Source organism: Erythrobacter neustonensis, assembly GCF_001663175.1.
GTDB lineage: Bacteria > Pseudomonadota > Alphaproteobacteria > Sphingomonadales > Sphingomonadaceae > Erythrobacter > Erythrobacter neustonensis.
Genome location: NZ_CP016033.1, coordinates 1,258,898 through 1,280,900 on the forward strand (window position 1 = coordinate 1,258,898; position 22,003 = coordinate 1,280,900).

General features: G+C 67.9%; 26 protein-coding genes. 16 read left to right on the top strand and 10 right to left on the bottom strand.

The genetic code is table 11. The features are described 5' to 3' along the window. Nucleotides 1-19: 19 nt before the first annotated feature. The 6 genes from A9D12_RS05935 to A9D12_RS14855 form a co-directional block, all read right to left on the bottom strand. A complete protein-coding gene (locus A9D12_RS05935; RefSeq protein ID WP_068350475.1) occupies nt 20-772 on the bottom strand; it encodes a sigma-70 family RNA polymerase sigma factor in 753 nt (250 codons plus the stop codon). Further along, entirely contained in the window at nt 769-2,802 is a 2,034-nt protein-coding gene (locus A9D12_RS05940; protein ID WP_231889741.1) for a flagellar biosynthesis protein FlhA, read from the bottom strand. Before A9D12_RS05940 ends, A9D12_RS05935 begins: the two co-directional genes overlap by 4 nt. A 98-nt stretch (nt 2,803-2,900) precedes the next feature. After that, on the bottom strand, nt 2,901-3,929 hold the full coding sequence (locus A9D12_RS05945; protein ID WP_082925414.1) for a transglycosylase SLT domain-containing protein: 1,029 nt from the start codon (nt 3,927-3,929) through the stop codon (nt 2,901-2,903). 106 nt (nt 3,930-4,035) lie between these two features. Further along, nucleotides 4,036-4,425 (bottom strand): flagellar protein FlgN, encoded by a 390-nt coding sequence (locus A9D12_RS05950; protein WP_231889706.1) that lies wholly within the window; start codon nt 4,423-4,425, stop codon nt 4,036-4,038. A gap of 4 nt (nt 4,426-4,429) precedes the next feature. Then, nucleotides 4,430-4,732, bottom strand: a complete 303-nt coding sequence (locus tag A9D12_RS05955) for a flagellar biosynthesis anti-sigma factor FlgM (protein ID WP_068350476.1) — start codon at nt 4,730-4,732, stop codon at nt 4,430-4,432. Between the two features lie 67 nt (nt 4,733-4,799). After that, the gene (locus A9D12_RS14855; RefSeq protein ID WP_197489882.1) at nt 4,800-5,348 is read right to left on the bottom strand and encodes a flagella basal body P-ring formation protein FlgA; all 549 of its coding nucleotides are present in this window, start codon (nt 5,346-5,348) and stop codon (nt 4,800-4,802) included. 169 nt (nt 5,349-5,517) lie between these two features. Here A9D12_RS14855 and A9D12_RS05965 point away from each other — a divergent pair, with 169 nt between their 5' ends. Next, complete coding sequence (locus A9D12_RS05965; RefSeq protein ID WP_082925415.1) at nt 5,518-6,594, top strand: GGDEF domain-containing protein; 1,077 nt, start codon at nt 5,518-5,520, stop codon at nt 6,592-6,594. Nucleotides 6,595-6,607: 13 nt separating this feature from the next. On the opposite strand, the gene A9D12_RS05970 is transcribed toward A9D12_RS05965, so the two are convergent. Both A9D12_RS05970 and A9D12_RS05975 read right to left on the bottom strand, forming a co-directional pair. Beyond that, nucleotides 6,608-7,099 (bottom strand): hypothetical protein, encoded by a 492-nt coding sequence (locus tag A9D12_RS05970; protein WP_068350477.1) that lies wholly within the window; start codon nt 7,097-7,099, stop codon nt 6,608-6,610. Further along, nucleotides 7,096-7,770, bottom strand: a complete 675-nt coding sequence (locus A9D12_RS05975) for a MotA/TolQ/ExbB proton channel family protein (protein WP_156522805.1) — start codon at nt 7,768-7,770, stop codon at nt 7,096-7,098. Before A9D12_RS05975 ends, A9D12_RS05970 begins: the two co-directional genes overlap by 4 nt. A 291-nt stretch (nt 7,771-8,061) precedes the next feature. Here A9D12_RS05975 and flgB point away from each other — a divergent pair, with 291 nt between their 5' ends. From flgB to A9D12_RS06040, 13 genes are read left to right on the top strand one after another with little or no spacing between them, the layout of a single operon-like run. Then, a complete protein-coding gene (flgB, locus tag A9D12_RS05980) occupies nt 8,062-8,358 on the top strand; it encodes a flagellar basal body rod protein FlgB (protein ID WP_068350479.1) in 297 nt (98 codons plus the stop codon). Between the two features lie 5 nt (nt 8,359-8,363). Further along, a complete protein-coding gene (gene flgC / locus A9D12_RS05985) occupies nt 8,364-8,774 on the top strand; it encodes a flagellar basal body rod protein FlgC (RefSeq protein ID WP_068350480.1) in 411 nt (136 codons plus the stop codon). Continuing rightward, on the top strand, nt 8,774-9,094 hold the full coding sequence (locus tag A9D12_RS05990; protein ID WP_068350481.1) for a flagellar hook assembly protein FlgD: 321 nt from the start codon (nt 8,774-8,776) through the stop codon (nt 9,092-9,094). Before flgC ends, A9D12_RS05990 begins: the two co-directional genes overlap by 1 nt. Before the next feature lie 30 nt (nt 9,095-9,124). Then, on the top strand, nt 9,125-9,934 hold the full coding sequence (locus tag A9D12_RS05995; protein ID WP_068350482.1) for a flagellar hook-basal body complex protein: 810 nt from the start codon (nt 9,125-9,127) through the stop codon (nt 9,932-9,934). Between the two features lie 4 nt (nt 9,935-9,938). Then, a complete protein-coding gene (locus tag A9D12_RS06000) occupies nt 9,939-10,697 on the top strand; it encodes a flagellar basal body rod protein FlgF (protein ID WP_068350483.1) in 759 nt (252 codons plus the stop codon). Nucleotides 10,698-10,715: 18 nt separating this feature from the next. Further along, entirely contained in the window at nt 10,716-11,507 is a 792-nt protein-coding gene (gene flgG, locus A9D12_RS06005) for a flagellar basal-body rod protein FlgG (RefSeq protein WP_068350484.1), read from the top strand. Between the two features lie 8 nt (nt 11,508-11,515). Next, nucleotides 11,516-12,226, top strand: a complete 711-nt coding sequence (locus A9D12_RS06010; protein WP_068350485.1) for a flagellar basal body L-ring protein FlgH — start codon at nt 11,516-11,518, stop codon at nt 12,224-12,226. A gap of 17 nt (nt 12,227-12,243) precedes the next feature. Then, complete coding sequence (locus tag A9D12_RS06015) at nt 12,244-13,359, top strand: flagellar basal body P-ring protein FlgI (protein ID WP_068350486.1); 1,116 nt, start codon at nt 12,244-12,246, stop codon at nt 13,357-13,359. Then, a complete protein-coding gene (locus A9D12_RS06020) occupies nt 13,356-13,655 on the top strand; it encodes a rod-binding protein (RefSeq protein ID WP_068350487.1) in 300 nt (99 codons plus the stop codon). Before A9D12_RS06015 ends, A9D12_RS06020 begins: the two co-directional genes overlap by 4 nt. Continuing rightward, on the top strand, nt 13,655-14,995 hold the full coding sequence (gene flgK, locus A9D12_RS06025) for a flagellar hook-associated protein FlgK (protein ID WP_068350488.1): 1,341 nt from the start codon (nt 13,655-13,657) through the stop codon (nt 14,993-14,995). The genes A9D12_RS06020 and flgK overlap by 1 nt, the downstream gene beginning before the upstream one ends. Nucleotides 14,996-15,010: 15 nt before the next feature. After that, nucleotides 15,011-15,931, top strand: a complete 921-nt coding sequence (locus tag A9D12_RS06030; protein ID WP_068350489.1) for a flagellin N-terminal helical domain-containing protein — start codon at nt 15,011-15,013, stop codon at nt 15,929-15,931. A 13-nt stretch (nt 15,932-15,944) separates the two neighbouring features. Then, nucleotides 15,945-16,808 carry a flagellar motor stator protein MotA gene (gene motA / locus A9D12_RS06035; protein ID WP_068350490.1) on the top strand — a complete coding sequence of 288 codons (864 nt, stop codon included), beginning with the start codon at nt 15,945-15,947 and terminating at the stop codon, nt 16,806-16,808. A 1-nt stretch (nt 16,809) separates the two neighbouring features. Then, nucleotides 16,810-17,745, top strand: a complete 936-nt coding sequence (locus A9D12_RS06040; RefSeq protein ID WP_082925418.1) for a flagellar motor protein MotB — start codon at nt 16,810-16,812, stop codon at nt 17,743-17,745. Between the two features lie 19 nt (nt 17,746-17,764). On the opposite strand, the gene A9D12_RS06045 is transcribed toward A9D12_RS06040, so the two are convergent. Next, nucleotides 17,765-19,000, bottom strand: a complete 1,236-nt coding sequence (locus A9D12_RS06045; RefSeq protein WP_068350491.1) for a cation:proton antiporter — start codon at nt 18,998-19,000, stop codon at nt 17,765-17,767. A 198-nt stretch (nt 19,001-19,198) separates the two neighbouring features. Continuing rightward, complete coding sequence (locus A9D12_RS06050; protein WP_068350492.1) at nt 19,199-20,020, bottom strand: flagellin N-terminal helical domain-containing protein; 822 nt, start codon at nt 20,018-20,020, stop codon at nt 19,199-19,201. A 273-nt stretch (nt 20,021-20,293) separates the two neighbouring features. Between A9D12_RS06050 and A9D12_RS06055 the strand changes: the two genes are divergently transcribed. Then, nucleotides 20,294-21,643, top strand: coding sequence for a sigma-54 interaction domain-containing protein (locus A9D12_RS06055; RefSeq protein WP_231889707.1), 1,350 nt, complete (start codon nt 20,294-20,296; stop codon nt 21,641-21,643). Continuing rightward, on the top strand, nt 21,640-22,002 hold the full coding sequence (gene fliE, locus A9D12_RS06060; protein ID WP_068350494.1) for a flagellar hook-basal body complex protein FliE: 363 nt from the start codon (nt 21,640-21,642) through the stop codon (nt 22,000-22,002). Before A9D12_RS06055 ends, fliE begins: the two co-directional genes overlap by 4 nt. Nucleotide 22,003 lies beyond the last annotated feature (1 nt).

A 22,003-nucleotide genomic window follows, 5' to 3' on the forward strand; every position in this document is an offset into this window, starting at 1 on the left:
CACGTGAAACACTCGCGGTTCAGCCGGGCATTGCGGCGGCATCGAGCAGGCTGCGCAAATCCTTCAGCGCCTTGGCGCGCAGCTGGTGGACGCGCGGCACGCTGACATCGAGGACGGCGGCGATTTCGGTAAGGTTGAGTTCCTCGACGAAGAACAGCTGGAGCACCAGTTTGAGCCGGTCTGGCAGCTCGATCATCGCCGCGAGCAAGCGCTCGCGATCCTCCGCCGCGCACAAGGCCTCGAACGGGTCGGGATCGTCGCTGGCAAAGGCGAGACTGGTCTCGTCATAGGCATCGTCGATCGGGGTAAGCCGCACGCCCGAACCTTCGATCGCGAGCAGTTCGGCATCGGAAATTCCCATGGTTTGCGCCAGTTCCGCGCGGCTCGGCGCCCGGCCCAGCGTGCCGCGCAAGCTTGCCAGCGCGCGCTCGTATTCCGCCCGGCGGCTGCGCGCGGTGCGGCTGTCATGGGCGAGACGGCGCACCTCGTCGAGCATCGCCCCGCGCACCCGGATCTTGGCATAGGCGGCAAAGCCGTCCTCGGTCGGCCCGGCATGGCGCTGCGCGCATTCGGTCAGCGCGAGGATGCCCGCCTGCACCAGATCCTCGATCTCCAACCCCTCGCGCCCGCGCCCGTTGATGTGCCATGCGGTGCGGCGCACCAGCGGGAGAAACCGGCGCACGCGGTCCTCGACCTCGGCGCGTGAAGGGGCATAGGGGTGCGCGCCAAGTGTCTGCGAAGGCGCGGCAAATCCGGCGTGATCGTGCTTCATGCGGCGATCTCCTCATGCCGGGGCGGGGCCAGTGGCGGGGCCTCTTCGGGCGCGCCGATCACGCCGACCACCGCGATCGGCTGCGCGGCGGGAAGCTCGGCAATCGAGAGCACCAGACAGCGCGGGCTGCGCACCTTGAGCAGCGCGGTCAGCGCACGGCGCGCAGGGGGCTGCACGATCAGCGCGATCGGCCCGCCCTGTTCGTCCGCGATCCGCGCTGCCTCGCGCACGATCATGCCGCCGCAATCGGGCTCGATCAGCGGCTGCCCGGTGGCAGGATCGATCATCCCGCCAAGGATCGCCGATTCAAGCCCCGCATCGAGCGTGACGACCTTCAATGGCTCGCCCGGCGCGGCGATCCGCGCGACGAGGCGCTGCGCCATATCGGCCCGCACCGCATCGATAACCGCATCGAAATCCGTGGTTTTCTGCATTGCCAGAGCCAGCGAGGTGAACAAGGGCTGGGGGTGCGACAGCCCGATCCCGTCAGCCATCAGCGCGCGCAAAGTGCGGGTCAGCGCGGCAAGCGGCAGCGGATCGGGATAGACCGCCTCGACCAGCGCCGGCGCGCGGGCTTTCAGCCCATCGACCCATTCGCGCACCTCGTCGGGGCCGAGCAGCTGATGCGCTTCGGCAAGCAGTGCCTGGTTGGCGTGGGTGGCGATCACCGAAGCGGGATCGACCACCAGGAACCCTTCGGCCACCGCATGATCGCGCGCGCCCGGTGCGATCCACAAGGCAGGGCAATCGAACGAGGGATCGCGCGTCGGCTCCCCCGTCAGCCCGCCATAGCCACCGGGCCCGGCGCGCACATCGCCCGCGTCGATCGCAAGCAGCTTGCCCGGCCGCACCGACCCGCGCGCAATGCTCACGCCGCCCATCATCACCGCGTAATCCTGCGCCGCGAGATCGAGCGAATCGCGGATGCGGAACTGCGGCAGGACGAAGCCCAGATCGCGCGACAATTGCTTCCTGATCCCGGTAATCCGCGTGATCAGCGGCGCACCTTGCGCGGCATCGACCAGCCCGACGATGCCATAGCCAAGCTCGAGCGTGACCAGCGTGCTGTCGGCCACATCGGCGAGCGCGATGTGATCGGGAGGGGTGTCGTCGATCACCTCGGGAACGGGTTCGGGGGCGGCGGCACGCTGTTTGAGCGTCCACCAGATACCTGCCGCGACCGCTGCGGCGGGCAGGAAGATCGCCTGCGGCATCGCGGGCACCACGCCCACCGCGCCAAGGATCAGCGCCACCGGCAGCCACCCGCGCGGATCGGCGAACTGCCCGCCGATCTGTCCGGTGAGATCGCGGGTGTCCGACACGCGGGTCACGATCGCGGCCGCCGCAATCGACAGCAGCAACGCCGGCACCTGTGCCACCAGCGCATCGCCCACCGCCAGCGTCACGTAAGCCTCGCCCGCCTCCGCCGCAGTGAGATCGTGGCTGATCATCCCGATCGCGAAACCGGCGACGATATTGACCCCGAGGATCAGCAGCGCGGCCACCGCATCGCCTTTGACGAACTTGCTCGCACCATCCATCGACCCGTAGAAATCGGCCTCGACCGTGACTTCGCGGCGGCGTTCGCGCGCTTCGTCGGCGGTGACGAGCCCGGCGGCGATGTCGGCGTCGATCGCCATCTGCTTGCCCGGCAGCGCATCGAGCACGAAGCGCGCGGACACCTCGGACACACGGCCCGCGCCCTTGGTGATGACGATCATGTTGATGATCATCAGGATCGCGAACACGAACAGGCCGACGGCGAAATTGCCGCCGACCAGGAAGGCGGCGAAGCTTTCGATCACATGGCCCGCCGCCGCGCCGCCTTCGTGCCCGTGCACCAGCACCACGCGGGTCGATGCGACATTGAGCGCAAGCCGCAGCAGCGTCGCGAACAGCAGGACGCTGGGAAAACTGGAGAAATCGAGCGGGCGGCGCGCGTTCAATGCCACCATCAGCACCGCAATCGAGATCGCGATGTTGAGCACGAAGAAGATGTCGAGCAGCATCGCCGGCACGGGCAGCACCATCAGCGCCAGCAGCGCGAAGATGCCCGCCGGCAGCGCCAGCGATACCGAAGCATTGCCAAACCGCGCCGTGCGCGAAAGCGGGATCAGCGCGGTTCCGCTCACAGGCCGAGCGCCTTCAGCCGGTCATAGGCGCGGCGAACCTGCGGCGGGGCGGCGGCGGGGTCCGAACCGAAGGTGTTGCCGAGGATTTGCGACATCGGCGCACGCGGCAGCCGGCTGCCGTTGCTGCGCGGAAAATTCGCCGCGGTATGGGTGAGGGCAGGCGAGGGGCCGGGGCCGAACACGCCTTCATCGGCGATCAGATAGGGCGCGGGGGTAAACCCGCCCGAAGCGGTGTTGCCGCGCACATAATCGGCGCGGGCAAAGCGCGGCGCCCTGCCATCGCTGGCGCGGTCGAGCGCGCGCCCGATCTTGCCTTCGATCACATCCATCACCTGCGCCAGACTGCGCGGGCTGCCATCGGGGCCATAGAAAATCCCGCGGTTGGCTGCCGCCGGACGGGCGAACAGCGCAGGCGCGCTTTGCGAGGGGTTCGCCTGCAATTCGCTCAGGAACCGGCCCGCTCCGCCCGCGCCGAGGAAATGCGCCAGATACAATTCGCCGTGGCTCGGCTGCCGGCCAAGGATCGGCATCAGATGCGCGCGGTTGTCCTCGGCCAGCCCCGCCGCCATCAGCGCGGCGACCTGCGGATCGTTGCGCAGGGCGAGGATTGCCTCACGCTGCGCAGGATCGCTGACCCAGGCATTGCCGCTTTCGCTCATCGCGATCTGATCGGCCACCGCGCCCAGCCCGAAGCGCGCCCCGTGGCGTTTGACCGTGCCGAGCCAGGTGCTTTCGATGAACTGGTAAAGCCCGGTCGCGCTCGAAGTGGCGGCGCGCGCTTCGGGGTTCATTGCGGATTCGACCTCGGCTTGTGCAAGCAGGAAGTTGAAATCGATGCTGGTCGCCTGCGCCGCGCGGGCGATCGCGGCCTCGACCGAACCGCCCCCGCCCGCGATCTGCCGCGCGGCAACACGGCCGCCATCCGCGATCCCGGCCTGTGCTGCGGCATGACTGCGCGCGGCGGCATCGAACCCGGCGCGCAAGCTGCCTGCGGGCAAATTCAACGTTAGGGGAGAGGGGTTCATGCGCTTTTCCGCCTGACGGGAGCGCCCGCGGTGGCGCGGGGCTTTCACAGGCGGGTTTTGCAAGGCGCGTGCCAGTTGCGGATGGCTCCGGCCCAGGTATGAACCCTTAGGCGCGCGCGGGGGTATAGGTCGCGCGCGGCATCCGGCGCGATCCTGCCAGTGCCTCGATCCGTGCCGCGACGTTGGCCGCGAGGAGATTGCGCACCCGGCGGTTGACCTCGTTGAGCTGGCGTGCGGTTTCGGCCAGCGTGCGGGTCTCTCCGTCGAGCATCTGCGGCCCGATCGCGGCAAGTTCATCGCACAGCGCTTCCTTGTCGCGCGCCGCGCCGATCAAACCATCGGCATCGAGCGCGGCAAGCGCCTGCCGTTCGCGTTCCAGAACGGCAATCATCTGCCGCAAGCCTGCCGCCAGCGGCACCAGAGGGGCAGGGGCAGGGGCGGGGGTCGGCACGGCATGAAGCGCGGGCCGGGTGGCAGGGACAAGGATTTCAGGCATTGGATCAGACCCGTTCCGGCATCGACAGGCTGACCTGCGCAGCGATCATCGCATCGACGATCTTGGTCGGGACCAGCGGATATGACCCGTCGCGCAGCGCCGCCTTGATCTGGCTCACCCGTTCGGCATCGACCGGCGGGCTGGCGGCTTCGGCTGCGCTGCTGACCTCGAGGCTGACCCCGCCCGGCGCGGCGCCGGCAGCAGGGGCGGCATTGCGGGGGCGGGCTTCGATCTGCGCGCGCTCGCCCGATGCGACAGCGCGGGCGGCGCTGACGCTCGGCAATTTGCTCAGTTCGATAGAGGGCATGGCGGTGGTCCTTCGATCAGGTCTATGCGGGCCAGAACGGCACGCGGTGGCAGGCTTTAAGGGGGTGTTATCCGGCAGGGATCACGACCATGCCGGGCCGTTCGATCCGCGCGCGCAGGCCTTCGGATTTGGCGCTGGTGCGGACATGGATCCAGTCGCCCACGCGCCCGGCCTCCATCGCTTCGCCGGGCTTCTGCACGCTGAACCCGCGCCCGCGCACCACCAGCGTCACGGCATCGCCGCGCTTGACCGCGGAAGGGGCAGCGGCGGCCCCCGCGGTGCTAACACCCGGCTGCGGCAGGGTGGCGATGAAGATGCGCCAGGAGGTCGGGCCCGGGCACTCCACCTGCACCGCGCTGTGTGCGGGGGTGTGCCAGCGCACTGCCAGCGGGCCATCGCAGGCGGCGAGCGCGAGCCGCGGATCGGCTGCCATGCGTGCCCCGCCGGGCGCGCCGATCGGGGCCTTGGTGAATTCGGCCACGGCCGCATCGATCGCCGCCGGACTGGTCAGCGCGCGGGTCTGCGCAGCGGCGGGCGGATCGCACAGCGGCAGCAGGATCGGCAGCACCAGCGGGCTCAGCCGCCAGCCATCGTGCCAAGTCATCGAAGCGGTCATCGGGTCACAATCCTTGTGTGCAGCGCGGTTGGCGCGCGTTCGCCCGCAGCAAGACGCGTGCCAAGGCGGGTTTAGGTATTTTGCCCGGATCGCTTGGGTCCGCAGCTTAGGCATAGGCCGATAGGGTGGCTGCATTCGGCACCCACCCCTTGTTTCGGGTTTCATCACAATGGCCTTTTCAACCGGCTTCTCCCGCACTTCGCGTGCGACCCGCATCCGCGACAAACCCGATCGCCGGGCACATACCACCGGCACGCGGGCCAAGGCTGCAAGAACCGAACTGCTCGACGATATCGGCGCGTTCTTTGCCCGCCACGATCTGGAAGTGACCGCGCCCAACATGGCGGCGGTGTGCGGCGCGCTGTCGGGTAGCAGCCCCGAACTTGCCAGCGCACTGGTGCAGCGCGAGGCCTGCGGCGAGCCGATCGACCAGCGCTGGCTCGACACGGTCCTGCGCAACGATCCCGATGGCAATGCGCGGATCGCTGCGCTCGAACAGCTTTCGGAGAAGCTCGAATATGCGCTCACCCGCTTTGCGCAGACCGCACGCGATGCGCAGACCGAAACCAGCGATCACCGCGGCGCAATCGGCGACCAGATCGAGGCGCTCGCCGGGCCGCAGGAATTCGCGCAGGTGATCGACCTGTCGCGCGCGATGCTGAGCCGGATCGAACAGATCGAAGCGGCGATGGCGCGCAGCGAGCTTGAGATCTACCGCTTGCGCGAAAGCCTCGCCCGCGCGCGCAGCGAGGCCGATGTCGATCATCTCACCCGTCTGCCCAACCGCCGCGCGTTCGAACGCCAGCTGGTCGCCGCCGCGATCGAGGCGCGCGACAAGGGCGAGCCGCTGAGCATCGCGTTTTGCGATGTCGATCATTTCAAGCAGGTCAACGATCGCCACGGCCATGCCGCAGGCGACCGGGTGCTGTGCGCGCTGGCGGCGAGTTTTCGCGAGATGGCGGGCGACCACTGCTTCACCGCGCGCCACGGCGGAGAGGAGTTCGTGCTATTGTTCTCGGGTCTCGCAAAGGAGGCCGCCAAGGGCAGGCTCGATGCGATCCGCCGCGCGCAGGCCGGCCGCATTCTGATGAACCGCGACACCGGCCAGCCGTTCGGGCGGATCACCTTTTCGGGCGGCGTTGCCCAGGTCGACGACGATGCCGACACCCGCGCCGCGCTCGCCCGCGCCGATGCGGCGCTTTACCGGGCCAAGCAGCAAGGCCGCAATCGCATCGAACTGGGTTAGACCGCGCCAGCGCCTAGGATGCTCTGCGGGCGGGCCGGATCGCCAAGGCGATGGTCTGGTCATAGGCAAGGCTGGCGTAGACTTCGTCGACGGAGCCAGCGGCAATGATCGTGCGGACCTGCGTGCCCGCGGCGCGCGCCTGCTGGGCGAGCGTTTCGGCGCGGGCCCAAGCCGCGGCCTCTGCGCCGGGGGTGTGGATCGCGAAGACCGTCACGGTCGCGCGCGGATCGGGGGCCTGCGCGCGCAGCCAGTCGCCCAGACTCGGGCCGCCGGCAACCGGGCGGAATAAGGCCTGCGCGGCGGCGACTTCGGGTTCGGCGGTTTCGCGCGTCTTTTGCTCCTGCACCGCGCGCGCAGCCAGATGGCGACCGGACTCGGCTTCGGCAGCGGGCAGCGCGGAAAGCGACAGCAGGAACAGGATCAGCGCAAGATCGGCTAGGATCAGCTGCCAGCCATGCCCGATCCGCGTCTGACCCGGCCGGGGCAGTGCGGAAGAGCGGATCATGCCACCCCCCGCAAATGTGCGCGGCGTTCGTGCGGAGGCGATGGCGCACCGCCGATCCCGGCGATGAACCAGTCGGCAAGCGCATCGCGCGCCTGCTCTTCGGCCCGCCCGCGGCGTTCGATCGCGCTGGCCAGCGGGAAACACACCAGATGCGCGATCAGTGCGCCATACAGCGAAGTCAGCACCGCGGTCGATACCGCGCCCATGATCGCCGCTGCCGCGCTGCCCCCGGCGACAGGCGCAAGCTGCGTCAGGCCATACAATGTGCCGATCAGACCGAACACCGGCGCCAGCTCGCCCGCGCAGGCGAAGACTTGCGCCGCATTGATCCGGCGCGCCTCGGCAAGCGCCCGCTCGGCGCGGCGCACAGGCGCCAAGGCATCATGCGCGCCGCGGCGCAGATAGGTCTCCAGCAGCAATCCCAGCGCGCGGTCGGGCGGCAGCGGCGGGTCCGCGCGGCGCGGGCCATTGCGCTGGATCGCGCTGATCGCGACCGCCAAGGCCTTGCGGTTCGCCTCGGGGGAGAACCCGCCGCCCAGTGTCCCCGCCGCCATCCGCAAAGCCCCGCCAAACTCGCGCCAGCCGCAGCGCGCCACGGTAGCCAGCACGGTGCCGGATGCCACGATCGCCAGCGCGCCGGGGTCGAACAGGACGGAAAACTGGCTCGGCATGACGGGATCCCTCCGGCTGGTGACACCGCTGCAGAACGGCGCTGCTGACCGCGGATTAAGCGCGGCACGGGTTTGCCCTGAGGCGGCAGCGATGGCGGCAAAAGCCTGCCGCTGCGCATGCCGCACGCCGTATCGATGGTGCGGTTTTGCGCGTTGCTGCGAAATTGGCACGGTTCGTGCTGATCGTCTTGCGACCTGCGGGCCACCCCGCGGCGCAGACAGGAGTTCGAACAGGTGAACGAGCGACTTTTCGGTATCCACGGCGCGGCGCTGACCTTGCGGTCGCAGCGGATGGGGGTGATCGCCTCGAACATCGCCAATGCCGCGACCCCGGGCTACAAGGCGCGCGACATCGATTTCAACGCCGCGCTCGATGCCCGGCTGGATCAGGGCCGCAAAGGCGTTGCCACCAATCCCGAGGCCGGGATGGTGTGGCGCCGCCCGACGATGCCCTCATTGGATGGTAACACGGTCGAACTGAACCGCGAGCAGGTCGCCTTTGCCGAAAACGCGGTGGCCTATTCCGCGACGCTCAGTTTCGTGCAGGGCAAGGTCAACACCATCACCCGCGCGCTGAAGGGCGAGTGAGGCCAATGCCCGAACGCACCCCCACCACGCTGTTCAGCCTCACCACCCGCGCGATGAGCGCGCAGATGGTGCGGATGAATGCCGCCACCTCGAACCTTGCCAATGCGGGATCGGTCTCCTCCACCGAGGAAGGCGCCTATCGCCCGATCCGCGCGGTGTTCGCGACCGAACTCGACCGCGCATCGGGCATCGCCGGGGTCACCACCAGCGGTCTGGTGCGCGCCGAAACCGCGCCGACCAAGCGTTACGATCCCTCGCACCCGCTCGCCGACAAGGACGGCAACGTCTTCGAAGCCCCCGTCGATGAGACCGCCGAGATGGTCGAGATCATGGAAAGCGCGCGCCAATATCAGAACCTGGTGCAGGCGCTCCAGACCGCCAAGCAACTGATGCTCGAAACCCTGAGGAGCCAGTGATGACCACCACCACAACCACCACCGTCAATTCCGCCGCGCAGACCACGCTCGACCGGCTCAACACGCCTTCGCGGCTGAAAGGGGCAACCCAATCGCTGGGGCAGGCCGATTTCCTCAAGCTTTTGACCACGCAGCTGTCGAACCAGGACCCGCTCGCGCCGACCGACAATCAGGCAATGCTGGCGCAGATGGCGCAGTTTTCCGCGCTCGCCGCGACCACCGAAAGCGGCGCCACGCTCGAAGAAATCTCGGCCAAGCTCGATCGCCTGATTTCGGCGCAGGAAGCCACCGTGCGCGCTGTCAACGCGCCTGCGCCCTGACCCGTCCCCTCAACCGAAGGATAAAGCCATATGTCGTTCTTCACTTCGCTGTCCGGTCTCAAGAACGCCGATACGGACCTGCGCGTCATTGCTCACAACATCGCCAACGCCGAAACCGTGGGCTTCAAGAAAAGCTCGGTCCAGTTTGCTGATCTGGTCGCCACCGGCTCTGCCACCGACCCGCGCCGCAGCCCCGGCATCGGCGCGACGATTGCCGGGATCACGCAGGACTTCGTGCTCGGCCCGCTCGAACAGACCGGGCGCGCGCTTGACCTCGCGATCGACGGCGATGGCTTCTTCGCGCTCGCCAATCCGTTTTCGGGCGAGGTCAGTTACAGCCGCAATGGCAACTTCCGGCTGACCGCGGTGGGCGAGATGGAGGATTCGTGGGGCAACCGCCTGCAGGCCTATCCGGTCGATGCGGCGGGCAACCCGACCTCGGCTGTGCCTGCGGATATCAACGTGCCGGTCACCAACGGCACCGCCACGCTCGCCAACGTCACGATCAACGTGCGCGGGATCGTGATTGCGGCCTATTCGGATGGCTCGACCCAGCCGGTCGGGCAGGTTGCGCTCGCCACGTTCCCCGCGCCCAACGGCCTTCGTGCCGCGGGCCAGACCAAGTGGCAGGCGACCGGCGAAAGCGGCGCTGCGGTGTTCGGCAATCCGGGCATCGGCACCTATGGCGAAATGATCAGCGGCGCGCTCGAACGCTCGAACGTCGATCTGGCCGAGGAAATGGTCGCGCTGCTCACGGCGCAGCGCAATTTCCAGGCCAATGCCAAGGCGATCGATACTGCGACACAGATTTCGCAGACCGTGCTGAACCTGCGCAGCTAAGGCGATGGACCGGCTGATCTACACCGCGATGACCGCGATGAACGCGGCGATGGACCGGCAGCGGGTGGTGGCGAACAACCTCGCCAACGCCTCGACGCCGGGCTTTCGCCAGGAAATCTTCGCGGTGACCCCGGCAACGCTCAAGGACGGCACGCTCGAAGCGCGCGCGCCTGCACGCGGCAATGTGCGCGGCGCGGACATGAAGGCGGCGCGCGTGGTGCCCACAGGCAATCCGCTCGATGTCGCGCTCGAAGGCAAGGCGCTGATCGCGTTCCAGTCGCCCGACCGGCAGGGCGAAGTCTATTCGCGCCGCGGCGATCTGCGCGTCGGCGCGACGGGCGTGCTCGAAAACGGCGAGGGGCTGGCGGTGCTGGGTGAGAACGGCGCGCCGATCACGCTGCCGCCGGGCTTCGGAATCAGCCTTGCCGCCGATGGCACCGTCTTGGCCGCCGATCCCGCCGCGCCGGGCGCTGCGGCGGAACCCGTGGGCCGCATCCGGCTGGTCAATTCCGAAGGCACTCGGCTGGCCAAGGGGATCGACGGATTCCTGAAGGTCCCCGCCGCCGCTGGAGGCACCGGCGTGCTACCACCCGATCTTACCGCGCGGCTCGGCACCGGCGCGCTCGAAATGTCCAATGTCGAAACCGCCGACACCCTCGTCCAGATGATCGAGGCGCAGCGCGCTTTCGAACAGCGCGCCAAGATCATCGCCACCGCAGGCAGCCTCGACGAAGCCGGCAGCGGCCTCATGGCGCTGCGCTAATCACAGGAGACCCGACCCATGCCCACATCCGCCCTCCACGTCGCCCGCACCGGTCTTGAAGCCCAGGACATGCGGATGCGCGTCATCGCCAACAACCTTGCCAATATCGGCACCACCGGGTTCAAGCGCGACCGCGCCGATTTTGCCACGCTCGCCTATCAGGAACAGCGCGTCGCGGGCCAGGCCTCGACCGGGCAGACCGCTTATGCGGTCGGCCTCAATCTTGGCACCGGGGTGCAGGTGCAGGGCACCACCAGCATCCAGACGCAAGGCACGATGAACCCCACGGGCAACACGCTCGACGTGGCGCTGGACGGGGATGGCTATTTCCAGGTCGAACTGCCCGGCGGGGGGCAACCGGGCTTTACCCGCGCGGGCAACTTCACGCGCTCTGCCGATGGCACGCTGATCACCGCGCAAGGCTATGCGCTGCAGCCGCCGATCCAGATTCCGGCGGGCGCGCAATCGATCAGCATCGCGCCCGACGGCACGGTCACCGCGCTGACCCCGGGCAATGCCGAGCCCACGCAGCTTGGCCAGCTCTCGGTCTCCAGCTTCGTCAATCCGGCGGGCCTGCGCAACATCGGCGACAATTTCCTCGTCGAAACCGCCGCCAGCGGCCCTGCCGAAACCGGCTTTGCGGGCGAAAACGGGCGCGGACAGATCCGGCAGGGGATGCTCGAAGGATCGAACGTCAATGTCGTGGAGGAGCTGGTCGAGATGATCGAGGCCCAGCGCGCGTACGAAATCAATTCCAAGATGGTGAGCGCGGTCGACGAGATGCTGCGCAACGCCAACCAGACCTTGTGAGGCGCACGATGAGGCAATCGGCTGTCACGCTTGCTGCGGCATCCGCGCTGCTGGCAGGCTGCATGGGCGCAGGGCAGGGGCCGCAAGCGGGCTTTGCCGCGCCTCCGCCGCCCGGCACCGCGATCACCGCGGCCACGGCAGGCGATCCCTATGCCGCCGCGATGCCGGCAATGCAGGGCGCAAGCGCCGGCGCGATCTTCCAGCCGTCGAACGGTTATGCCGGGCTGGTGACGGGCACGCGCGCGCGCAGTCTTGGCGACATGGTGACGATCATCCTCACCGAAGCCACCACCACCGTCAAGAGCACGACGGGCAAGACCAGCCGCGAAGGCAGCTTCGGGATCACCCCGCCCTCCTCCGGCCCGCTCGATTTCCTCAAGCCCGATGCCCTTAAAGCTGCGGCCGAAGGGTCGTTCACAGGCGCAGGCAATGCCGCGCAGCAAAGCCGGCTCAACGGTGCGGTCGCGGTCACGATTGCCGCGATCTACCCGAACGGCACCGCCGAAGTGGTCGGAGAAAAGCAGATGATGTTCAGCCAGGGAGACGAATGGGTGCAGTTTGCCGGCCGCATCCGGCTGGTCGATATCAACAGCGACAATCGCCTTGCCTCCTCGCAGGTCGCGAATGCCCGGATCATCTATTCGGGCAAAGGCGCGGTGCAGCAGGCAAGCCGTCCGGGCTGGCTCAGCCGCTTCTTCAACCTCATTTCGCCGTTCTGACGAGAGGGCCCGCCCCGATGTTCCGCACCCGCATCCTTGCCACGCTGCTCTATGTGCTGATGGCCTTTGCCGCCGGGCAGATCCCGGTGCCCGCCCATGCCGAACGGATCCGCGATCTTGGCCAGTTCGAAGGCCTGCGCGCCAACCAGCTGACCGGATACGGCGTGGTGGTCGGCCTTGCCGGAACGGGCGACAACAACCTTGCCTATGTCACCGAAGCGATGCGCGGCGTCTCGGGCCGGCTCGGCTTGCCGTTGCCGCCGGGTGTCAGCCCGACGCTGCGCAATGCGGCTGCGGTGATCGTCACCGCCGAATTGCCCGCCTTTGCCAAGCCCGGCCAGCGGATCGACATCACCGTGTCGACGCTGGGCCAGGCATCGTCCTTGCGCGGCGGGGCGCTGGTGCTCACCCCGCTGTATGGCGCGGACGGACAGATCTACGCGATGGCGCAGGGCAATGTCGCGGTCGGGGGGCTGGGGGTGAGCGGGCGCGACGGGTCGCAGGTCAGCGTCAATGTCGCGACCGTGGGCCGGATCGCCGACGGGGCCAGCGTCGAGCGCGCGGTCGCGACCGGGTTCGACACGGCGCCTGCGCTGCGGTTCAACCTTCACAAGGCCGATTTCCTCACCGCCGCCCGCGTGCGCGATGCGATCAATACGCGCTATCCGGGCATGGCGAGCATCGCCGACGGGGTTTCGATCGCGCTCGCGCTGCCGGCGGGCAACGATGTGCGATCGGGCATGATGGCCGAGATCGAGATGCTCGCCGTCACCCCTGCGCCTGTGGCGGCGCGGGTGATCGTCAACAGCCGGACGGGCACGGTCGTCATCAACGATGCGGTGCGGCTAGCGCCCGCGGCGGTCAGCCACGGCAAGCTGGTGATCCGGATCGACGAGAACCCAGCGATCGTGCAGCCCGCCCCCTTCAGCAACGGCGAGACGGCGCGCGAGGAATCCTCGGACATTTCCATCGAGGAACAATCCGACCGCGTCGCCTATATGCCGGGCGCCGCATCGCTGAACGAGATCGTCGACGCGCTGAACCTCCTGGGTGTGGGCGCATCCGATCTGGTGGTGATCCTCGAAAGCCTGAAACAGGCGGGCAGCCTGCAAGCCGAAATGGTGGTGCTGTGATCGGGCCGCTCGGCCCCGTGCGCGGCGCGGCCGCGCCTGCGCTCTCGCCCGAACGCGCTGCGCTGCGCGAAGCGGCGGAAGGCTTCGAGGCGATCATGGTGCGCAAGATGCTCGCCAGCGCGCGCGCGGCGAGCTTTGCGCAGGAAACCCCGCTGACCGGCGGGGGGATGCAGCAGTTCCAGACGATGCGCGACGAACATTTCGCCGACATCGCCGCTGCATCGGGCACCTTGGGGTTTGCCCGCAGTATCGAAGCCAGCCTCGCGCAATATCTCCCCGTCAAAGGTGACAGCTGATGCCAACCGCGATCTTCACCATTGCCCGCTCGGGCCTCACCGCGTCCCGCCGCAGCCTCGAGCTGACGGCGCAAAACATCGCGAACGCCGAAAACGTGCACTATTCGCGCCGCACGCTGACGCAGGGCGAGCTGGTGATGACCGGCAGTATCGGCAACAACGCGCAGGATTCGCTGGGCGGGGTGAGGCCGGGCGTGATCGAGCGGGCCGAGAGCGGGCTGGTCCAGCGGCAGGCGCGCGATTCGGCCTCGGCGCTGGCCGCGGCGGAAGAACAGTTCTTCGCCATGAAGGAAGCCGAAAGCGCGCTCGAAACCTCGGGCGTCTATACCGGTCTGGTCGATTACGAAGCCGCGCTTACCCGCTTGCAGAACAACCCGACCGAGCCTGCGCTGCGGCTCGCCGCGTTGGAAGCGGCGCGCAAGATGGCGGGCAATTTCCGCATCGCCGACGGCACGCTCGCCAATGCGCGCAGTCTGGTGCAGGCCGAAGTCAGCGCCAGGACGCTGACCGTCAACGAGCTGGCGGGCGAACTGGCCAAGATCAACGCCGATCTGGTCGGTGCGCGCGAAGGCACCGCGGGCCGCGCCGCGCTGCTCGATGCACGCGACAAGGCGCTGGCCGGCCTCGCCAAGGAATTCGGGATCACCCCGACGATCAACGCCAACGGCACTGCCGATGTCACCGTCAACGGCACCCCGCCGACCGCGCTGGTCACCGGCAGCACCACGCAGACGCTTGCCACCGGCTTTGCCGCCGACGGCACGGTTACCTTCACGCTGGGTGGCAGCGCCTTTGTGCCTGCCAGTGGCGGGATGGCAGGCCGCGCTGCCGCCCTGGCCGAAATGGCCGATCTGCAGACCGGGCTCGATGCGCTAGCGCTCTCGGCGATCACGCTGTCGAACACTGCGCAGGCCAATGGCGTGGGGATCGCCGGGACGCCCGGCCAACCGCTGTTTTCCGGAACCGGAGCGGGCAGCATCACGATGGTGCTCGCATCGGCAGACGGACTTGCCACCGCCCCCGCAGGTGCGCCAGCGGGCAGCCGCGATACCGCCAATCTGGCGGCGCTGATCGCCGCGCTCGGCGATACCAGTGGGCCGATCACAGGTGCCGATGCGCTCTTGCTTGGCCTTGCAAGCAAGGTCTCCGCGCTCGAAACCCGCACCGACGGGCTCGCCGTGGTGGCCGCCAGCGCCGAGGCCGAATTGCTGCGCGAAACCGGGGTCGATCTCGACACCGAAGCGGCCAATCTGGTTCGCTTGCAGCAGGCCTTCGAGGCCAACAGCCGGGTGATCCAGATCGCTGCCGAGCTGTTCGATACCGTCCTTGATCTGAGATAAGGGGAGCGCGCCGACATGGGTTCCATCACCAATTCCGCCGGTTCGTTCTTCAACCGCTCGCTCGCCCAGATGGCCGATCTGCGCAGTGGGATCGAACGCACCCGCAGCCAGATAGCGACGGGCCGCAAGATCGAACGCGGCTCGCAGGATCCGGCCGCAGCCGCGCAGTTGCGCAGCGTTGCCCGGCGCGAGGCGCTGGCGATGGTCGAGGGCGACAATGCCGCGCGGCTCGGCCAGGACCTGGGCGCAGCCGCGAGCGAGGTGCAGGCGGTGACCGCGGTGCTTCAGCGCGCGCGCGAGCTTGCCGTGCAAGCGGCGAGCACCCCGACGGGCGCCGATGGTCGCCGCGCGATCGCTTTCGAACTGGAGCAATTGGGGCAGGAATTGTTCAATCGCTCCAACGCGGTCTCGCTCACCGGCGAGACGCTGTTTGCCGGCCAATCGACGGGCGCTGCCTTCACCCGCGATGCGGCGGGCAATGTCACTTACATCGGAACGCCCGAAAGCGGCGCGGTGCCGGTCGCCCCCGGAACCGCGATCGAACGCGGGCTGCCGGGAAGCGAAGTGTTCGAATTCGATCTGGGCGGGACCCCATCGAGCGCCTTTGCCGTGCTGGGTGCCTTGACCACCGCCTTGCAGGGCGGGGCGGGCGATCCGGTGGCGGCCGCGAATGCCAGCATCGCCGGGATCGATGCCGCGCTCGACAGTGCCAACCGCGCGACCACCATCCTCGGCACGCGGATGGCGTGGGTCGAACAGGTCGAAACCCAGCAGGCCGACCGCCGTGTCGCCTTGGCCGAACGGCGCAGCCGCGTGGGCGATACCGACATTGCCGAAGCCATCGCGCGGCTCCAGCAATCGCTGACCGCATTGGAAGCAAGCCAGTCCGCCTTTGCCCGTGTCAGCTCGCTGACGCTGTTCGACGCGCTGCGCTAGGAGGATTGCCGACGTGTTTGCTGCTATCGGCATTGTCGTGCTTCTGGTCATGGTGTTCGGCGGGTTCATGCTCGCTGGCGGCGCCATGGGCCCGGTGCTCGCCGCGCTCCCGCTCGAATTCATGATGATCGGCGGCGCCGCCACCGGGGCGACGCTGATCGGCAACTCGATGCACGAGATCAAGCTCCTGGGCGCGGGCTTCGGGCGCGTGTTCAAGGGGCCGAAATACACCGATCAGGACCATATCGATGCGATCGCGCTGACATCCAAGCTGATGAAGCTGCTGCGTTCGGAAGGCGCGGTGGCGCTGGAAAGCCACGTTACAGAACCTGCGTCCTCGACCCTGTTTTCCGAGTATCCGCGCCTTCAGGCCGATCCCGTCGTGACCGCGATGATCTGCGATCCGCTGACGCTGATGGTGGTCTCGTCGGGCACGCTCGATACCCATGCGGTCGAGGACATCATCGACAGTTCGATCAAGACCCAGATGCACGAGATGGACGAGCCGCAGCACATGATCCAGTCGCTCGCCGACGCGCTGCCCGCATTGGGGATCGTCGCGGCGGTGCTCGGGATCATCAAGACGATGGGCGCGATCGACCAGCCGCCGGCGATCCTGGGCAAGATGATCGGGTCGGCGCTGGTCGGCACCTTCCTCGGCGTGCTGCTTGCCTATGGCCTCGCCGGCCCGCTGGGTGCGCGGCTGAAGCAGATCAACGTTCACGATCAGCAGATCTTCCATTCGATCAAGCAGGTGATCATCGCCAGCCTGCACGGCTATCCGCAGCCGCTGGTGCTCGAAGCGGCGCGTTCGGGCCTTCCGCCCGCGCACCGGCCCAAGCTGACCGACCTGCTCGACATGATGCGCGGTCGCTGACATGGCCGACGCAGGCAGCGCCATCCCCGCGCCCATCATCGTCAAGAAGGTGACGATCGTCGAGGGCGGCCATCACGGCGGCGCGTGGAAGGTCGCCTATGCCGACTTCGTGACCGCGATGATGGCGTTCTTCCTGCTGCTCTGGCTGCTCGGCGCGACGGAGGAAAAGCAGCGCAAGGGCATTGCCGATTATTTCGCGCCCACGCTGGTCAAGCTGCGCAAGGATGGCGCCGGATCGGACGGCTTGCTGGGCGGATCGTCGCTGACCGATGCCGACAATTACCCCAACCGGCAGGGGCAGACCGGGACGCGCACGATAACGATCCCGCGCGGCGCGACCGGCGGCCCTTCGGAAACGGGACGCGGCAGCGATGCCGAAACGCAGAAGCTCAAGCAGTTGCACGACAAGATCCAGAACAAGCTGATGCAGCGCCGCCAGTTGCGCGATCTTGCGCGGCAGGTGCGCGTGATGCGCGCGCCCGAAGGCATCCGCATCGATCTGATGGACAATGCCGATTTCTCGATGTTCGAACTGGGCACCACGATCCTCACCAAGCCGGCGCGCGAATTGCTGCAGGTGATGGCCGATACGCTGGCGGAAGAAAACGCGCCGCTGATCGTGCGCGGGCACACCGATTCGCTGCCATGGCGCGGCGGGATAAAGGCCAACAACTGGTCGCTTTCCGCCGGCCGCGCCGAAGCCACGCGGCAGGCGCTGGTGCTGGGCGGGGTGGCGCAGCCGCGCTTTGCCCGGATCGAAGGCGTCGCCGAAACCGAACCGCTGATCGGCGACAATCCCGCCGATCCCCGCAACCGGCGCATTTCGCTGTTGCTGCTCGAAGGACGCGGCGCGCCACTGGCAAGGTCGATGCCGCCAGCAGCCGAGCCTCCGCTAAAGCGCGGGCGCATGCCGCAAGCCTTGGCGGCGCGCGATTGAGGCGCCCGTGCGCGCGAGGTCAGGCCTGCGGTTCGGTCACCCGTTCCACCGCGAGCGCAGCGGTCAACCCGTGGACGATGGTCGACAGCGCGATCGTTGCCGCGATGATCGCCCACAAGGACCCTTCATTGACCAGTTCGACATGGTGCGCGGCATAGGCGAGATAATAGACCGACCCGATCCCGCGCACGCCATAGAACGCCATGACCGCACGCGATCGCGCCGCGATCCCGAGCCCCGCGAGCGAAACCCATGCCGCTGCGGGGCGGATCACGAGAACCAGTGACAGCGCGATGATCGCTTCGGGCCAGCCGAGATAGGGCCACAGGCCAGGCAGCGCGGCGCCCAGTGCGACCAGGATCAGCGCGGTCAGCGTGTGTTCGAGCGATTCGGAAAAATCGTGCAGCCGGGTGTGGAATTCATGCTCCGATTCCTGCCGGCGCAGCACCATCCCGCTGACGAAGACCGCGATGAAACCATAGCCTTCGACCAGTTCGGTCACGCCATAGGCAAAGATCACCCCGGCAAAGGCGACGACGCCGGCCTCGGTCGCGGCGAGCGGATTGTTGCGCGGCCAGACGAACAGGATTTTCCCCAGCAGCCAGCCGACCAGCACACCGGCGCCTGCCCCCACCGCAATGCGATAGATCACATCGCGCAGCATCCATTCGCCGATCAGCCCTGCGCTCAGCGCACCGGTGGTCGCGATCAGGATGCCCAGATGCACGAAGGGAAAGGCAAGCCCGTCGTTGAGACCGGCCTCGGTGGTCAGCGTGAAACGCACCGGGTGCTCGCCGCCTTCGGAGGGTCTGCCCACCTGAACATCGCCCGCAAGCACCGGATCGGTCGGCGCCAGCACCGCGCCCAGCAGCAAAGCGCCCGCCAGGGTCAATCCGGCAGCCTGCCATCCCACCAGCGCGAGCGCTGCGATGGTCAGCGGCATCGCCACCGCCAACAACCGGATGGTCGGCTTCCACAGACGTTTTCCGCCCAGCTGGTCGATCCGCAATCCGGTGCCGAACAGTCCGATGATCACGCAGAATTCCGCAGCGACCTCCCACACGCGCGGCGCGGCAAGCGGATCGAGCGCGGGCGGCATCCCCGGCAACCATGAAAAGGCGGCAAACCCGGTGAGAAGCAACAGGGCAGAGGCAGCCGGCTCGCGCCATGAAATGAAACGCGGCAGCCAGTGGGACAGGATGATCGCCAGGCCAAGCGCGGCGAGCATCATATGGGTCGAACTGAATTCGTACATCGAGCCTCATCGGCAGAGCACGCGAATTTGCCGTCTGCCGCGCTCCCATGCCGCGATTTTCGGTGCGGGCGCAAAGCCTTTTGTCGGCGTCATTCGGCGCGCCAGGCTGGCGGACACGAAAAAGCCCGGAGCCAAAAGGCTCCGGGCTCTCGTGCACCGCCGCCCAGGGGAGGAGCAAGCGTGCGCGTGACGAACGGGTTAACGCAGCAGCGAGAGCACGTTCTGCTGCGACTGGTTCGCCTGAGCGAGCATCGCGGTCGAGGCCTGGCCGAGGATCTGGGCCTTGGCGAGCGCGGTGGTTTCCTGCGAGTAGTCGGTGTCCTGGATCCGCGAACGCGCATCCGACAGGTTGGTCGAAACGTTGGTGAGGTTGTTCACCGCCGACTGGAGGCGGTTCTGGCTCGCACCGAGCGTTGCACGGGTGGTCGAGATCAGCTCGATGTCGGTGTCGACGGCGGTCAGGGCGGTGCGCGCTGCGGTACCGTCGGTGCCGGTGACGTCGTAAGTACCGGCAGTGCCGTCCAAGGCGCTGAGGTCCTCAAGGGTGATGTCGACGGTGTCGGCAGCGTTGGCGCCGGCCATCACGGTGACGGTGGTGACCGAACCGTCGAACAGCTTCACGCCGTTGAATTCGGTGTTGGCAACGACCTGGCCGATCTGCGCGGTCAGCTCGTCGACTTCCGCCTGGATGTTGTCGCGGTCGGTGTCGGCGTAGGTGTCCGAACCGGCCTGCACGGCCAGTTCACGAACGCGCTGGAGCATGTTGGTCACTTCGTTCAGCGCGCCTTCCGCCGTCTGGGCGAGGCTGATGCCGTCGTTGGCGTTGCGCACGCCCTGCTGCATGCCGCGGATCTGCGAGGTCATCGAGTTGACGATGGCGAGGCCGGCGGCGTCGTCGGCGGCGCTGTTGATGCGCTTGCCGCTCGACAGACGCTCCATCGCAGTGCCGAGCATCTTGCCCGCAGCCACAGCGGAGTTGGTGGCGCGCATGGCCGAGGTGTTGGTGTTGATGACGTTCATTGTGCAAACTCCCGAATGGTCAGGCAGGACGAACGGGCCCGTCGCTGCTGGCCCATAGAGCGGTCGCTTTCCGGGATGTTTAAGCGGGAAAATATATCACCTTAAATCAATTGGATAAATCTGTTTCGTGTGGTCTGCCCCTGCATCGCGTGATCCGCGTCTAGGTGTTGGTCGCGCCGCCAATAGGGAAAGCTACGGGGGCTTAAATTTGCCTCCTGTCCAGCCTGAATGCGGCAGAGCTTTGCCGAGACCAAACGACCAGGGGCGATCACGATGCAAGCTGCAAAGGAGCAGGCGGCCGACAGCCACACTGCCAAGGGGATGACAGGCTGCGCGCCTCCCGATCTGCCACCGGCGCAGATTGGCCGGTCGGGGCATGATATCCTGACCAGCATGACCTTGCCGCTGATGGGTGGCAGCTGGCAGCGCGACCGGATCGTGCTGGGCGATGCGATGCCGCCGGTGATGGCTGCGGGGATTGCGCGCAGTGGCCGGGTGGCGATCGCGCTCGATCATGCGCGCACTCAGCCTGCCCTCGCGTTGACCGGAGAAGGCCAGGTTGCCTTGTCCTATGATCCGGCAGCGCTTGGCGAGGCGCGCGCGGCGCTGATCGCGGCCTCGGCGCAGGGCGGCTGGCCCGTTGCAGGCGATCCGCAGACGATGGCCCTGCTGACGCTGGCCGAACGGATCGCGGCGTCGGATATTCCGGTGCTGCTCGAAGGGCCGACGGGCACCGGCAAGGAAGTGCTCGCGCGGTTCGTCCACCGCCTCTCCGCGCGCGCGGCGGGGCCGTTCGTCGCGGTCAATTGCGCCGCGATGCCCGAGGCGATGCTCGAAGCCCTGCTGTTCGGCCACAAGAAGGGCGCCTTCACCGGCGCTGCCGAAGCGGGCGAGGGCCTGTTCCGCGCGGCGGACAGGGGCACGTTGCTGCTAGACGAGATCGGCGAATTGCCGCTGGCGCTGCAATCGAAGATGCTGCGCGCCTTGCAGGAAGGCGAAATCCTGCCGCTTGGCGCGACCAAGCCGGTCAAGGTCGATGTCCGCGTGGTCGCGGCGACCAACCGGCATCTCGCCGCCGAGGTCGAGGCAGGGCGCTTCCGCGAGGACCTGCTTTACCGCCTCAACGTCTTTCCGCTGGCGCTGCCGGCACTGCGCGACCGGCCGGGCGATATCGCCCCGCTCGCCTTTGCGATGTTGCTGCGCCATGTGCCGACCGGCGCGGGGCCGGGATGGCTTTCGTCCGACGCGCTGGCCGCGCTTGAGATGCATGCCTGGCCGGGCAATGTCCGCGAGCTGGAAAATGTCATCCGCCGCGCGATCCTGCTGGCGGGCGGCGCGGCGATGCTGACCGCTGCGCATATCGTGTTCGATACCGCGGTGCGCGCGGCTGCCAGCCCGGCGCCGCTGGCGGCGGACGCGCCTCCCGCACGGGCGGCCGCACCGCGCTCGCTGTCGGATGTGGCCTTCGCCTCCGAAGCGCAGGCGATCCTCGAAACGCTCACCCGCCACGGCGGCAACCGGCTCGCCACGGCGCGCAGCCTCGGCATTTCCGAACGCACGCTGCGCTATCGCCTCGCCTCGATGCGCGGGGCCGGGATGCTGGCCGCGGGAGGGGCGGCATGAACGCGCTGGGGGCAGGGTTCGGGGTTGCCGACGTGATGGCGCTGCGCAGCCAGGTGCTCGCACGCAGCAGCGCCTTGCGCGAAGTGCGCGCGGCGAGCGAGGCCAGCGGCGCGGCGGCTTCGCCGGTCAAGGCGCCCGGGGCAGGCTTTGCCGATACGCTCAACGTGATGCTGCGGCAGGTCAATGCGGTGCAGGAACATTCGGGCGCGATGCAGGTCGCCTACGAACGCGGCGCGGTGACCGATATCGCGCAGGTGATGCTTGCCCGCCAGGAAGCCGGTGTCGCCTTTGAAGCGACGTTGCAGGTGCGCAACAAGCTGCTCAATGCCTATCAAGACATCATGCGGATGGGGGGCTGAT

What these genes read in the sequence shown, in the direction of transcription:
- A9D12_RS05935 (WP_068350475.1), bottom strand. Translation starts at nt 772, where the DNA reads ATGAAGCACGATCACGCCGGATTTGCCGCGCCTTCGCAGACACTTGGC.
- A9D12_RS05940 (WP_231889741.1), bottom strand. Translation starts at nt 2,802, where the DNA reads ATGGTGCTGCCCGTGCCGGCGATGCTGCTCGACATCTTCTTCGTGCTC.
- A9D12_RS05945 (WP_082925414.1), bottom strand. Translation starts at nt 3,929, where the DNA reads ATGAACCCCTCTCCCCTAACGTTGAATTTGCCCGCAGGCAGCTTGCGC.
- A9D12_RS05950 (WP_231889706.1), bottom strand. Translation starts at nt 4,425, where the DNA reads ATGCCTGAAATCCTTGTCCCTGCCACCCGGCCCGCGCTTCATGCCGTG.
- A9D12_RS05955 (WP_068350476.1), bottom strand. Translation starts at nt 4,732, where the DNA reads ATGCCCTCTATCGAACTGAGCAAATTGCCGAGCGTCAGCGCCGCCCGC.
- A9D12_RS14855 (WP_197489882.1), bottom strand. Translation starts at nt 5,348, where the DNA reads ATGACCGCTTCGATGACTTGGCACGATGGCTGGCGGCTGAGCCCGCTG.
- A9D12_RS05965 (WP_082925415.1), top strand. Translation starts at nt 5,518, where the DNA reads ATGGCCTTTTCAACCGGCTTCTCCCGCACTTCGCGTGCGACCCGCATC.
- A9D12_RS05970 (WP_068350477.1), bottom strand. Translation starts at nt 7,099, where the DNA reads ATGATCCGCTCTTCCGCACTGCCCCGGCCGGGTCAGACGCGGATCGGG.
- A9D12_RS05975 (WP_156522805.1), bottom strand. Translation starts at nt 7,770, where the DNA reads ATGCCGAGCCAGTTTTCCGTCCTGTTCGACCCCGGCGCGCTGGCGATC.
- flgB (WP_068350479.1), top strand. Translation starts at nt 8,062, where the DNA reads ATGGGGGTGATCGCCTCGAACATCGCCAATGCCGCGACCCCGGGCTAC.
- flgC (WP_068350480.1), top strand. Translation starts at nt 8,364, where the DNA reads ATGCCCGAACGCACCCCCACCACGCTGTTCAGCCTCACCACCCGCGCG.
- A9D12_RS05990 (WP_068350481.1), top strand. Translation starts at nt 8,774, where the DNA reads ATGACCACCACCACAACCACCACCGTCAATTCCGCCGCGCAGACCACG.
- A9D12_RS05995 (WP_068350482.1), top strand. Translation starts at nt 9,125, where the DNA reads ATGTCGTTCTTCACTTCGCTGTCCGGTCTCAAGAACGCCGATACGGAC.
- A9D12_RS06000 (WP_068350483.1), top strand. Translation starts at nt 9,939, where the DNA reads ATGGACCGGCTGATCTACACCGCGATGACCGCGATGAACGCGGCGATG.
- flgG (WP_068350484.1), top strand. Translation starts at nt 10,716, where the DNA reads ATGCCCACATCCGCCCTCCACGTCGCCCGCACCGGTCTTGAAGCCCAG.
- A9D12_RS06010 (WP_068350485.1), top strand. Translation starts at nt 11,516, where the DNA reads ATGAGGCAATCGGCTGTCACGCTTGCTGCGGCATCCGCGCTGCTGGCA.
- A9D12_RS06015 (WP_068350486.1), top strand. Translation starts at nt 12,244, where the DNA reads ATGTTCCGCACCCGCATCCTTGCCACGCTGCTCTATGTGCTGATGGCC.
- flgK (WP_068350488.1), top strand. Translation starts at nt 13,655, where the DNA reads ATGCCAACCGCGATCTTCACCATTGCCCGCTCGGGCCTCACCGCGTCC.
- A9D12_RS06030 (WP_068350489.1), top strand. Translation starts at nt 15,011, where the DNA reads ATGGGTTCCATCACCAATTCCGCCGGTTCGTTCTTCAACCGCTCGCTC.
- A9D12_RS06040 (WP_082925418.1), top strand. Translation starts at nt 16,810, where the DNA reads ATGGCCGACGCAGGCAGCGCCATCCCCGCGCCCATCATCGTCAAGAAG.
- A9D12_RS06045 (WP_068350491.1), bottom strand. Translation starts at nt 19,000, where the DNA reads ATGTACGAATTCAGTTCGACCCATATGATGCTCGCCGCGCTTGGCCTG.
- A9D12_RS06050 (WP_068350492.1), bottom strand. Translation starts at nt 20,020, where the DNA reads ATGAACGTCATCAACACCAACACCTCGGCCATGCGCGCCACCAACTCC.
- A9D12_RS06055 (WP_231889707.1), top strand. Translation starts at nt 20,294, where the DNA reads ATGCAAGCTGCAAAGGAGCAGGCGGCCGACAGCCACACTGCCAAGGGG.
- fliE (WP_068350494.1), top strand. Translation starts at nt 21,640, where the DNA reads ATGAACGCGCTGGGGGCAGGGTTCGGGGTTGCCGACGTGATGGCGCTG.